The organism is Streptomyces sp. NBC_00289 (assembly GCF_041435115.1).
Classification (GTDB): domain Bacteria; phylum Actinomycetota; class Actinomycetes; order Streptomycetales; family Streptomycetaceae; genus Streptomyces.
This window is the reverse complement of the sequence record NZ_CP108046.1, coordinates 9,797,278-9,809,311: the sequence shown is the minus strand read 5'-3', so window position 1 is coordinate 9,809,311 and position 12,034 is coordinate 9,797,278. Positions and strand designations below refer to the sequence as shown.

Annotated in this window: 8 protein-coding genes and 3 pseudogenes; 6 read left to right on the top strand and 5 right to left on the bottom strand. The window is 69.1% G+C overall.

Annotated elements, in window-relative coordinates:
* Nucleotides 1–52 precede the first annotated feature (52 nt).
* Nucleotides 53–287, bottom strand: a pseudogene (locus tag OG985_RS44380) (hypothetical protein); the annotation flags it as partial.
* A 380-nt stretch (nt 288–667) separates the two neighbouring features.
* On the opposite strand from OG985_RS44380, the pseudogene OG985_RS44375 reads away from it, so the two are divergent.
* Nucleotides 668–1,911 (top strand): annotated as a pseudogene (locus OG985_RS44375) (IS110 family transposase).
* A gap of 89 nt (nt 1,912–2,000) precedes the next feature.
* Here OG985_RS44375 and OG985_RS44370 read toward each other — a convergent pair.
* Both OG985_RS44370 and OG985_RS44365 read right to left on the bottom strand, forming a co-directional pair.
* Nucleotides 2,001–2,576 (bottom strand): DUF4352 domain-containing protein, encoded by a 576-nt coding sequence (locus tag OG985_RS44370; protein ID WP_371674077.1) that lies wholly within the window; start codon nt 2,574–2,576, stop codon nt 2,001–2,003.
* A 515-nt stretch (nt 2,577–3,091) separates the two neighbouring features.
* Nucleotides 3,092–4,711, bottom strand: a complete 1,620-nt coding sequence (locus OG985_RS44365) for an ISL3 family transposase (protein ID WP_371666483.1) — start codon at nt 4,709–4,711, stop codon at nt 3,092–3,094.
* Nucleotides 4,712–4,795: 84 nt separating this feature from the next.
* Here OG985_RS44365 and OG985_RS44360 point away from each other — a divergent pair.
* Nucleotides 4,796–5,332, top strand: a pseudogene (locus OG985_RS44360) (IS5 family transposase); the annotation flags it as partial.
* An 81-nt stretch (nt 5,333–5,413) separates the two neighbouring features.
* On the opposite strand, the gene OG985_RS44355 reads toward OG985_RS44360, so the two are convergent.
* On the bottom strand, nt 5,414–6,589 hold the full coding sequence (locus OG985_RS44355; RefSeq protein ID WP_371666640.1) for an IS630 family transposase: 1,176 nt from the start codon (nt 6,587–6,589) through the stop codon (nt 5,414–5,416).
* Nucleotides 6,590–6,667: 78 nt separating this feature from the next.
* Between OG985_RS44355 and OG985_RS44350 the strand changes: the two genes are divergently transcribed.
* From OG985_RS44350 to OG985_RS44340, 3 genes are all read left to right on the top strand, one after another.
* Nucleotides 6,668–6,994 carry a hypothetical protein gene (locus tag OG985_RS44350; protein ID WP_371666639.1) on the top strand — a complete coding sequence of 109 codons (327 nt, stop codon included), beginning with the start codon at nt 6,668–6,670 and terminating at the stop codon, nt 6,992–6,994.
* A gap of 374 nt (nt 6,995–7,368) precedes the next feature.
* Complete coding sequence (locus OG985_RS44345; protein WP_371674076.1) at nt 7,369–9,000, top strand: alpha/beta hydrolase; 1,632 nt, start codon at nt 7,369–7,371, stop codon at nt 8,998–9,000.
* 26 nt (nt 9,001–9,026) lie between these two features.
* Nucleotides 9,027–10,622 carry an alpha/beta fold hydrolase gene (locus OG985_RS44340; protein WP_371674075.1) on the top strand — a complete coding sequence of 532 codons (1,596 nt, stop codon included), beginning with the start codon at nt 9,027–9,029 and terminating at the stop codon, nt 10,620–10,622.
* A gap of 546 nt (nt 10,623–11,168) precedes the next feature.
* Here OG985_RS44340 and OG985_RS44335 read toward each other — a convergent pair.
* Entirely contained in the window at nt 11,169–11,504 is a 336-nt protein-coding gene (locus OG985_RS44335) for a hypothetical protein (protein ID WP_371674074.1), read from the bottom strand.
* Between the two features lie 45 nt (nt 11,505–11,549).
* On the opposite strand from OG985_RS44335, the gene OG985_RS44330 reads away from it, so the two are divergent.
* Entirely contained in the window at nt 11,550–12,002 is a 453-nt protein-coding gene (locus tag OG985_RS44330) for a hypothetical protein (RefSeq protein ID WP_371674073.1), read from the top strand.
* Nucleotides 12,003–12,034: the final 32 nt, after the last annotated feature.

Sequence of the window (12,034 nt, the reverse complement as noted above, 5' to 3'; positions counted from 1 at the left end):
GGACATCCTTCCCGCGCCGGGCCCCCGACTGACCGCACGGCACGTCGACTTCTCAGCCCACAACCCGGCGATGAAGCCGTCGAGTGACGAGGGAAGTGGCGCAGGAGGGGAATACCGCTCGTCCGTGCATCTGGCGCGCGATCAGCTTGGTCTGGGTGTTGACGCCCTCGGTGGGGCCGTTGCTGTAAGGAATCCGAGCGCGACGATCACAGTGTCCAGGTCTTGCTCTAGCCCCGGGTGAGGGCGTGAGGGTAAGGCAGATCGACTGCGTAGACCGGGACGATCCAGCGTGAGGGTTCTGCCGTGCGTGCGCGTTGGGCCGGCCGCACGCCGATGGGTGCGGTGCGGCCGGCCCAATCGTCATTTCAGGTCAGCGGTCCAGCGCACCGTCGGTGCGCGCCGGGGGCGTGGTAAATCCTGTGGCGCGCGCTGGGGTGCTTCCGTCTGCCTCTGACGCGGGCTGATACCGCTGCGGGACGCTGGTGGGGTTCGTTCCGGCCGAAACCGAATGCTCTGTGATGCCGGTGAGCTCGCAGGTCAGCGTGGTGCTGGGGGCCGTCCACGGGAACCGTGGAGTGTTGCTGCGAGCACGTGCGTCAGAATTCCTGATTCACCTTGGTCCCCCCGGAACGGCGTACCACTCGGCCGTTGAGGGAGGGACAGGGACGTGGATGTGCTGCACGAGCGCTGCGCCGGTGTGGACATCAGCAAGAAGGATGCCAAGGCGTGTGTCCGCACCCCGAGTACCAAGCGGCGGGGGGCCTTCGCGACCGAGACCACGACGTGGGGTTCGACGACGAACGCGGTGCTCGCCCTGCGCGATCACCTGCTCGCCGCCGAGGTCACCCTGGTCGTGATCGAGGCGACGTCGGACTACTGGAAGCCCTTCTACTACCTTCTGGCCGGGGAGTTGAACGTGATCCTGGTCAACGCGCGGCAGGTCAAGAACCTGCCCGGCCGCAAGACGGACGTCTCGGATGCGGCCTGGCTGGCCCAGCTCGGTGCGCATGGCCTGGTGCGGGCCTCGTTCGTGCCGCCCCAGCCGGTGCGCGAGCTGCGAGACCTGACCCGGGCTCGCACCCAGATGACCCGCGAGCGCGGCCAGATCGTGCAGCGGCTGGAGAAGCTGCTGGAGGACACCGGGATCAAGCTGTCCGCGGTCGCCTCCGACATCATGGGGGTCTCTGGCCGGGCCATGCTCGAAGCCCTCATCGGCGGGGAACGCGGCCCGCAGGTCCTCGCGGAGCTGGCCAAACGCAAGCTCCGCAACAAGATCCCCGAGCTGACCGAGGCGCTGACCGGACGCTTCCGCAGCCACCATGCCTTCCTGGCCCGGCTGCACCTGGACCACTACGACCAGCTCACCGACGCGATCCGGCAGCTGGACGAGCGGATCGAGGGGGCGATGGCTCCCTTTCGTCCCTCGCTCGACCTCCTCGACACCATCCCCGGGATCAACCGGGCCGTCGCCGAGGTGATCATCGCGGAGACCGGCGGGGACATGAGCCGGTTCGCCTCCGCCAGGCACCTCGCGTCCTGGGCCGGCGTCTGCCCAGGCCACCACGAGTCCGCCGGCCGAACCAAGAGCACCAAAGTCCGACCCGGCATCCCTATCTCAAAGGCGCCCTCGGACTCGCCGCACTCGGCGCGGTGAGAACCAAGGACACCTACCTGCAGGCCCGTTACAAGCGGCTCACCGCCCGCCGCGGCCCGATGCGAGCCTTGGTCGCCGTCGAGCACTCGATCATCACCGCGATCTGGCACATGCTCACCGACAACGTCACCTACCACGAGCTCGGCGGCACCTACTTCGCCCAGCGCGACCCCGAACGCGCCACCCGCCGCGCGATCAGTGCGCTCAATCAGCTCGGCTACACCGTCACCCTCAACCCGCTGGAAGGCGCGGCCTGACCGACCCGCACCCAGACACCCGGCGAGCGCCACAGCCACCGGGCACCCAGCCCTGCCTACCCCCACCCTGACCTGCTGCTATTTACGCGTCAGGACAGCTTCCATTCGCCTGACTGATCGGCGAACCCGGAGTCCATCGCGAACTGGACCGTAGCCGCCTTCGACGCCTTCGGCACCTCGAACACGATCCAACCGAGCGCCTTCGCGCCGGGCTTGAGCTTCACGGACGAGGACATCGCCGGCCCTGCGGAAATTTCGCCGTACGTCGTCTGGAACTGCTGGCCGTCGGCGTCGCTGATCTGTGCCCCGTTGGACGGGCTGTCGCTGTAGGTGGCGGTACCCGTGTTGACGAGCCGGAACTGGATTCCGACGAAGCGTTTGCCCGACGAGGGCGTGGTGAACTCGTCGGCGCCCTTCGCGGGGTCCACCATCTTGACGACGGTGACGTCGAGCTTACTGCCGTCCTCGGTGCCCTTGAGGGCGATGATGTCGCCGATCTTGGCAACGTCCGGAGCCTTGGACTTCTTCGCGGCAGGCTTCTTCTCACTGCTCTTGCTGACAGGGGCGGCCTTGGGCGTGTCGGTGACGGTGCTGCCCGAACTGCAGGCGGTGAGGCTGAGCGCGCAGGCCGCGATCGTTGCGGCGGCGGAGAGTCTGATGCGCATGTATTGGTTCATGGTCCCCCCAGGGTTCTGTGTCACGTGAGTGAACGACATGTGAAGGACTCGTATGGTTGCATGCTGCATCGGAAAAAGTTGCCACCCCCACGCAACCCGGAAGCCTAATCCTCCATCTTCCAGTCCCAACGACGCACTTCGGACATCGGCAACGCCCCGGGACACATGGACGAGCGGAAAGTGCGGGTCGCGAGTGCCCCGGGGTGCCTCGTCGGAGGGGACGAGGAGGAGTGCTCCTTTCGAAGGCGGACATCAGCGAGGACGTGAGTGTGACCATCAGGGTGAGGAGCAGTGACATCCGCCCCCAGGCCGTCGAGCCACCCGGCGGTGACAAACCAGGCTCTGCGGAAAAGGGCTACGCCTCGGCGGGGCGTGCAGAGGCCGTACACAGGCAGCGCGGGACGACGAGTTCGGTTCATTCCAGACCGCTTCTCGCCGTCGCCCGAATCCTGGTTCTGGATCACTTTCAGTGCTAGGGCCACGGAGGGTCACCGAAACCGCGATCATGAACGGCATCGCGCGGTGAGGAGGACCCGTTTGCGGAGCAGGTCGAAGTTGGCTCGGCCGAACATCTGCCGCTTCAACATCTTGATCTTGTTGTTCTGACCCTCGACCGCGCCGGAGCTGTAGCGAAGGCTGAGGCCGGCGACGACGGCATCGAGATCCTGGCCGAGACCGGTGACGAAGGTATGAAGGGCTGGCAGGTCCTCGGCCCGGACGCTCGTGATCCACTTGTTCAGGTCCCGGCCCTGACGGTTGTTCATGAGCTCGGCAAACGTGCGGACGTGGTGGGCGGTGCGGTCGAGCGCGGGGCAGCGAGCCAGGATCGCTTTGAGCTGCTGGGTCTGGTCCTCGGTGAGGCGGTCGGGATGGCGGGTGAGCCAGCTGGTCACATTCCGCACGGACGGCGTCTTGTGGGGCGGGTCGTGCGGAAAGTTCTCGCGGAGTTTGGCCACGTAGACCTTCACCACGTTCTCGCCGCCGGGGTAGCCACGTTCGCGTACTTCCTCGAACAGGCGGCGGGCGACGGTGCAGCCCTCCGCCCACCGCTGGTGCAGGTAAGGCTTGTAGGGGTCGAGAATGCTGGCTCGGCCGGTCCACCGGCCAACCAGGAGTTCGTCCGCGCTTGCCGCGTTGGCGAAGCGGCGGACGGTATTGCGGGCCAGCCCCTGTTGGCGGGCGATCGCGCGCAGTCCGATGCCCTGCTCGAGGAGAGCGTGGATAGCCGCGTGCTGTTCCCGGATGCGGTCGGAGAGTCGGCCGGTTGTCCGCGGCCCTCTGGGAGAGGGCGGATCGAGGTTCGTGTTCTCCGTGTCCGCGACGGCCTGGGCCGTGGCGGCGTCGTGCGGCTCACGTAGCAGAGCGCGGTGTTGAACGACTGTCTTCTCGACGGCCTCAGTAAGGTTCGACCAGATGTGCCATCGGTCCGCGACGTGGATGGCGTTCGGGGCGCCGAGCCGTCCGGCCTCGGCATAGGCGGTGGAGCGGTCCCGACAGATCACCTCGATGCCGGGATGGTCGGCGAGCCACTTGGCGACCGTCGACGTCGTCCGGTCCGGCAGCAGGTCGATGGGCTGACGGGTTTCGATGTCGATCAGGATCGTGCCGTACTTGTGGCCCTTGCGCAGCGCGAAGTCGTCCACCCCGAGCACCCGCGGTGTCGAGGTCTCGGGCTCCGGCAGGCGACGGATCAACCGCAGCAGTGTCGACCTGCTCACCCCGGCGGCCAGAGTCTGGGAGAGGCGGGCACCGGCACGGCCGGCCAGCATCACCGCCACACGCTCCAGCACTGTCTGCAGCCCGGCGCTGCGTCGGCCGTGCCGGACGGTCAGTCCGTCGACCTGCTCGGCGAACGTCGCCTGTCTGCACAAACGTTGGCCGCAGCGGAACCGCCGCACCTGTAACTCGATCAGCACCGGACGCCCTCTGACCGAGCTGTCGGCGAGCCGCCGTACGTACCGGCTGTGCACCCGAGACGACAGCGTCCCGCACGCTGGACATACGACCCGCTCCGCAACCGCCCGGGCCCGCACGGCCACCAACTCGCCGTCAGGCACAACGTTTTCGATCACGACACCTTGGACCTGGTGGAACCACAGGTTCTGGAGGAGAACATCACCCACGACCGTTCATGATCGCGGTTTCGGTGACCCTCCGTGGCCCCAGCACTGAAAGTGATCCAGAACCCAGGTTCAGCCGACGCCGACACCGCTCACAAACGCCTGACCAGGTGGGCGTTGACGGTACCTGGGAACGGATCCTCACCGCCGTTCTGGCCGCATCGGACTGCGACGACGACATCGACTGGAACCGCATCTGTGGACTCCACCGTCGTGCGGGCCCACCAGCGCGCCGCCGGCGCACCGATAACGGGGCCGTCGATCGCGCCGAGCCCGCCGACCATGCAGTCGGACGCTCACGCGGCGGGCTGAGCACCAAAGTCCACCTGGCCGCGGACGGTCGGGCCCGGCCACTGGCATTCACCGTCATCGCAGGCCAGGGCGGGGACGCATCAGCCTTCGAGACGGTGATGGCCCGCATCCGTGTGCCCCGAAGCGGCCCGGGCAGGCCACGTACACGGCCCTTGGCCGTGCTGGCGGACCGGGCCTACTCCTCCCCTGCCATCCGGGCGCATCCGCGGCGTCGCGGAATCCGAGCGGTCATCCCTCAACCATCCGACCAGGTGGGCCACCGTCTGCGGCGAGGCCGTCGAAGGCGGCCGGCCGCCCGCCTTCGACACCGAGACCGCATTTCTCAACTGGACTCGACGCTGACCAAAGACACAGAACCTAAGTGGTCTGAGTCGTAAGTCCTTCGGGGGTTGATCATGTTTCCGGCGTCGCGGAGGATTCTTCTGGGTGATCGGCGGTGTGCCGGTCGAGCCTGGCCAGCAGATCGTCCAGGTCGGAGGTGGTGCACCTCCATTGGAACGGCTGTGCCGTGGCGTTGTAGCGGTCTTCGAAGGCTCGGAGCCGGTTCTCGACCTCGTTGAGGTCGGTGAAGTCGTTGGGCGAGACGACCTTGCGCTGCACGACGGAGAAGTAGATCTCCACCTGGTTTAACCAGGAGGCGTGGACCGGGGTGTGGACGAGGACCGCGTTCGGGTGGGCGGCGGTGAGCCGGCCGGCGGCCTTCTTGCCGCGGTGGGAGGAGCCGTTGTCCACGACCCAGAACACGCGTTTCGCGCTGGCGTAGGGCTCTTGGGTCATGACCTGGTCGACCAGGGCCATGAACGGGGCGATGCCGGTTCTCGGCTCGCAGCGGCCGAAGATCTTCGCGTGGTGGACGTCGTAGGCGGCCAGGTAGGCCAGCGCTCCACCGCGTCCGTAGGTGTGGTTCACCCGCATCGCCCTGGCCTGCCCAGGGGCCAGGGTGGGGTGGCAGCGGCAGCGGGCCTGGACGGAGGTCTTCTCATCCGCACTGATCACGTACTCGTCCGCGCCGAGCGCTTCGCCGTTCCAGATGCGGGCATAGAGGTCGAGCACGCGCTCGGCCCTGGAGCGGAAGGCGGGGTCGGTGATGAAGATCCAGGACTGGTACTGCCAGGGCTTGAGCGCGTCCTGCTTGAGCCAACGCCGCACGGTGGAGGCGGAGATCGCGCCGGCGATGGCGCGGGCGACGACCTCGCGGGCCAGCTCCGGGGCCGACCAGCGCGACAGCGGCATCCCGCTCTCGGCGGGCAGCTGACAGGCCAGGGCCTTGACCTGGGCGGCCTGCAGCGGCGTGAAGGAGGCCGGACGGCCGGAGCGCTTGCGGTCGGACAGGGCGGGCAGCCGGTGCCCGGCAAATCGGCCGCGCCAGGTGCGGACGGTGTCCAGGTGCAGCCTGGTCTCCCGGGCGATGCGGGCGTTGGAGCGGTTCCGGGCCGCGTGCAGGACGACCTGGGCGCGCTGGCGGTGCCGGTGCTCGGTTTTGTGACCGTAGGCCATGGTCTTGAGCCGCTTGCGCTCGGAGGCGGTCAGAGTGATCGGGCAGGCGGAGGCAACGGGCAAGGCAGACATGCCGATCACGAGAAGTGGATCAGGACAGGCCGCATCCTGCCGCATCCCGGTCCCCGGCCCTGCGGCAGGATGTCCGCTGTGCCAACGCCCTCGGAACATACCCGGCTCCAGCTTGAGCTGTACCTGAATATGCGCGCCCAGGCCGCCTGGCCGCAGCTGGCCGGCCTCCACGTCCGCCACCGGGGCCAGTTCGCCTACGTGGAAGGCGAACTGGCCGACGGCGAGTGCATCAAGCTGATGCGCCTGCGCTACCACGGCACCGCGAGCCGCTGGGGCTTCGCCCCGCACGACCCGGCCAGCGACCGCTACCAGGACGCCCTCCTGCCCACCGGCAGCGCAAGCGGCACCCCCGAGGACGCCCTCGACACCGCCTGCCACCTCCACCTCACCGCCCTCGACACCTGACCGCGCACACCCACAACCAGCTCCGAAGTCAACCCCCGAAGGACTTACGACTCAGACCACTAAGTCCACGCTACGGGGTGGTCCAAGGACGTACATGCGGACGACGTGGCGGCAACGAAGCACGCGCCGCCTGCCTCAGGCCTACGGCTGAGTGACCACCGGAGCGGGGGTGGCTCCGCCCCTCCCCGGTCGGCTGGGCACCAGGGACAGCCCCGGTCCGAGGTGGGACTGCTCCAAGTGGAGGCGACCAGTGGTGGAAGCCCTTGCCCGAACGCAGGCTGGCGTACGCGCCCTGCCCGGCCATGCTGCGGGGCGCAGCCATGCCAACCGTCCCCCGACCGGAGTGGCCAGGGACGTCAGAGAGACGAGATCACATGGCGGGACACGACATCGGCCCCGGCCCCCTGCCCTCCTTCTCCGGGACCGGGACGCCCGTACAGAGTCGGGATCGACACATCCATCCACGACGCAGCCGGAGGGCGCGTACGAAGGCGGCGCTCCTCGCCGCATGTGTGGGCGCCCTGGGTGCGATCGGGACCGCGCCGAGCAGCGCCCAGTCGCCGCCTGTCGGCGGGCCACCGTCGGGGCATCCGGCACGGTTCGCGCCGGGCCCCTGCCCACAGACGCCCGAGCCGGTTCCCGGACGGTGCGGCTTCCTGGAGGTCCCCGAGAACCGCGAGCGCCCCACGGGACGGACCATCCGGCTGGCCGTCGCCATCATCCCGGCAGCGTCGAAGACGCCGGCCGCGGACCCCGTGGTGTTCATGGAAGGGGGGCCCGGCGGAGACGCGTTCGGAGCCATCCCCTTCCTGATCGACTCCGGCGTGAACCGCGACCGCGATCTGATCGTCGTGGCCCAGCGCGGCACGCTCCACTCACAGCCGAGCCTCGCCTGCCCGGAGATGGACCGGTTCAACGCGACCGCCGTGGGCCTGCGCTACGACGCGCCGTCCACCGGACAAGGGCTGGTACGCGCGGCGAAGGAGTGCCGGGAACGCCTGACGGCCGAGGGAAACGACCTCACGGCCTACAACACCACCGAGAACGCCGCGGACTTCGCCGCCCTCCGCAAGGCGTTGGGCATCAACAAGTGGAACGTCTACGGCTACTCCTACGGCACCGACCTGGGCCTCACCTACCTGCGCCGACACCCCCAGGGCATCCGCTCGCTGGCGATCGACTCGGTCGTGCCGCCACAGATCGTGAGCCTGCCGTGGGCCTGGGACAGCGCCCAGGAAGGGATCAACGCCATCTTCGCGGTGTGTAACGCCCAGCCCGCCTGCAAGTCCCGCTACCCGCACCTCTCCCGCACGCTCACCGAGCAGATCCGGCGGCTGGAGGCGAACCCCCTGACGCTGACCGTACCGCCGCCCGGTGGCGGAACCCCGGTGAAGGTCGTCCTCGACGGGGGCACGCTGGTGAACCTGCTGGTCGCCAACGGCCGACTGGTGCCGGCCGTCGACGTCCCCGCAGCCCTCTACGAACTCGCCGCCGGCAATCCGGAGCGCCTCGCGCGGGCCCAGGCCGCCGGCGCGACGCCCGCCATCGGCGAGTTCGCCCACGGGCTGACGCACTCGGTGGCCTGCGCCGAATGGGCCCCGGGCTTCTCGAAGCGCGACGTACTGAGGGCGGGTCGCCGGGCCTTCCCCGGATGGCCGGACACGGTGCTGGCCCACGCACCGCAGCTGCCCTTCGAGCACGACCTGTGCCGCGTCTGGAACGTCCCCGACCGCACCGCGGTCCAGCGGGTGGCCACCCACAGCAAGGTGCCCGCACTCATCATCACCGGAACCTTCGACGCGAAGACCGGCGCGAGCTGGGGGCCGTTCACCGGCCGCACGCTGCCCCGCTCGACCGCCGTGGTGATTCCCGGGATCACCCACTGGGTCGTGCCCCAGGAGCCCTGCGCCGCGTCGGTCCTGCGCTCCTTCCTGGCGCGGCCGACCGCGCCCGACACCGGCTGCGTGCCAGACGTCGAACCCAAACCGTTCACCATCATCCCCTGACCGGAGTACGCACGATGTCCCCTGGTATGACTCCCAGTCGGCGCCCCGCGCGACGACGTCCGGCAACGCTGGCCGCAGCCGCGGCCGGCGCCCTCGTCGTCGGCCTCGCCGCGATGCCCGCACACGCCCGTTCCGGCACCGACGGCCCGATCGGCACGGTCGCCCGTACGGTCGGCGACGCCCACTTCGAACCGGGCCCCTGCCCCAGGACGGCGGACCCGATCCCCGATCTCGCGCGCGCCCGCTGCGGCACCCTCACCGTGCCCGAGAAGCGTTCCAGGGCCCAGGGGCCCAGGAGCCACGACGGGCGCAGGATCACCCTCGCTGTCGCGATCATGCCCGCGGAGAGCAGCCGTCCCTCGCCCGACCCGATCGCGTGGCTCGCCGGCGGCCCCGGCGACGACGCGGTCTCCGAGATCCCGATGGCGCTCGCCGGCAACCTGAACCGCGACCGCGACGTGATCTTCATGTCCCAACGCGGCACCTACTCGGCCGACCCGGAGCTCACCTGCCCGAACATCGACCAGTTCAACGCCCGCGCCCTCGGCCTGGTCTCCAACGCGCCGTCCACCGGGCGCCTGCACGTCGAGGCGACCCGGGCCTGCCGCGACCGTGTGGACGCCCAGGGCGCCGACCGCAGCACCTACAACGACATCGAGAGCTCGGCCGACTACGACGCCCTGCGCAAGACGCTGAGTGTCAAGAAGTGGAACATCTTCGGGATCTCCTACGGCACCCACCTGGCGCTCAACTACATGCGCCTGCACCCCAAGGGCATCCGCTCGGTCGGCATCGACGGCATCCTGCCGCCGTCCATCGCCGGCGGGGCCGTGACCTGGAAGGCCGCACGAGAGGGTTTCGACGGCCTGTTCAAGGCCTGCCAGGAGCAGCCCGCCTGCAACACCCGCTACCCCAACCTGAAGGCCACCTTCCTCCGCCTCGTCAGCAAGCTGGAGGCCGACCCGATCACCACCACCGTCACGGTCCCGGTCCACCCGGAGCCGGTGAAGGTCGTGCTGGACGGAGGCAACCTGGTCACCTGGCTGACCTCGGCCACCCACGTGGCGGCCGGGGTGCCGCGTTCCATCGACGAACTGGCCCACGGCAACCCGCAGCGGATCGCCGAGCAGCTGGCGGGCGGCAAGTACAGCCCGCAGGCCATCGGAAGGGTCGCCCACGGGCTGGTCTACGGCGTCTTCTGCAGCCAGTGGACCCCCTACGAGAGCCGGGCCGACATCATCCGGGGCGGACACCGCGCGTTCCCGTCGTTCCCCCGATCGATGCTGGCCAACGCCCCGCAACTCGCATGGCTCCACGACGACTGCCGTGCCTGGGACGTCCCCCCGGCACCACCGTGGGTCCGGGACGTGACCCGCAGCGACATCCCGACCCTCGCCCTGTCCGGCGGGTTCGACGCCCAGACGGCGCCGAGCAACGGGGCGTACGTCGCCCGTACGCTGAGTCGCTCCACCGCCGTCACGGTCCCCTACGTCGCCCACGTGGTGTTCGCCGACTCGCGGTGCGCGCAGACGATCACCACGTCGTTCTTCGCCCGTCCGACCGCGCCGGACACCAGCTGCCTCGCGGGACTCCAGCCGCCGCAGTTCGAGATCGCACCGTAAGGCGCTCGTGGGCGACCGCCGCCCACGGTTTCGGCACCGCCGGGGCCCGTACCCACCAGCAGGGTAAATGCGGGCCCCGGCGGTTGGCCTACAGCACCAGGCCGGTGCGACTGCTGTTGTCGGTGAGGGTGCCACGCATGGCCGTCTGGCTGAGAGCGTCGCGCAAATCCGCTGACGCTCCCATCACGCTCGGCCAGGCCCGCCCTGACTTTCCTCACAGCAGTCGCCGCCGGTACAGGCGTCTCCCGGCGCGCCCGGCCTGCTCGGGCTGGGGCGACTTCAGTGCCTCGTCGAACCAGCCGAGGCCGTGGATGCGATTGGGCGCAGCCTCGGCATCCCGCAGTCGCCATCGCGCATCGTTTCCGGAGAAACCGTCGCGCTGGAGCCCCGGCAGGACCCCTCCCCCACGCACCTGACCGAGCAATCAGAGATCCGGGCTCGAGCTGTCTCCGACCTGTTTCCAGAAATCCGGTCAAGAACAGCGCGCAGCGCCCGTCCTCCCGGTGATGCCGGAAGGACGGGCGCTCGCGTAGGGGACTTACGGGCCTACTGAAGCCTCATGCCCTTGGGCGAGGTGAGGCCCTTGTCGGGGTGGGCGCGGAACGTCGCCGTCCACGTGGTGGGTGGGCAGGACGCGGCGTTGGGGTGCTGCTCCGTCAGCTTGGCCCGGGTGCTGTCCTCGACGACCGTGGCACCGCTCTTCGCGGAGGTCACGATGAGCCGTACCGGCAGGGTGGACTCGCCGACGTCGTCGGGGAGTTGAACCGACAGCGAGGCGAACGGGTCGTCGGGACTGCCCGATGTCCGCTCCTCGCAGGTGTCGTCCACGCACAGCCGGATCTTCACCTCGTCCCGGCCGCCGAAGTCAGCGGGCTGCCACACGGCGGAGACCTGCGAGTCGGCGCTGGCTTCGAGGCACGGAGTGTCTTGGCCGAGGAGCGAACAACCGGTCAGGAATACCGCCGGCAAGGGTGTGAGAAGGGCACGGCGCATCAGTACCTCGCTACGGTTCCGGGGAAGGGGCTGTCGGCCAACCCGATGTCAGTGAAGTACAGCCGGCACGGGTCGAACAACCCGCAGCTGTGGTCGCCGCCACGACCACCGGAGATGATGCCCTTCGCGAAGTCGCGTCCGCTGCTGTCGATGCGGCCGCGATGGGCTGACGGGCACCCTGATCCTTCGATCGGCATCGGCATTGTTGACTCCGAGGTCGAGGCGCACTGCCGACCCCAACGCCGTGCGCTGCAAGAAGCATTGTCGACGGCAGGAGTCACTCTCGGCGATATCACTCTGGCTCCTGGTACAGGCTCCGAGGACCGCGACCGGGTCTGGACGGTGGCCATCTGCCTCGGTCGCTTATCCACGTGGCCGATGAGCTGATCGCCGGTCGGTGCGGAGCTGAGCAATGCGGT

Excerpts from the sequence above, each read along its gene's own strand:
- OG985_RS44370 (WP_371674077.1), bottom strand. The coding sequence starts at position 2,576 with ATGCGCATCAGACTCTCCGCCGCCGCAACGATCGCGGCCTGCGCGCTC.
- OG985_RS44355 (WP_371666640.1), bottom strand. The coding sequence starts at position 6,589 with ATGTCTGCCTTGCCCGTTGCCTCCGCCTGCCCGATCACTCTGACCGCC.
- OG985_RS44345 (WP_371674076.1), top strand. The coding sequence starts at position 7,369 with ATGGCGGGACACGACATCGGCCCCGGCCCCCTGCCCTCCTTCTCCGGG.
- OG985_RS44340 (WP_371674075.1), top strand. The coding sequence starts at position 9,027 with ATGACTCCCAGTCGGCGCCCCGCGCGACGACGTCCGGCAACGCTGGCC.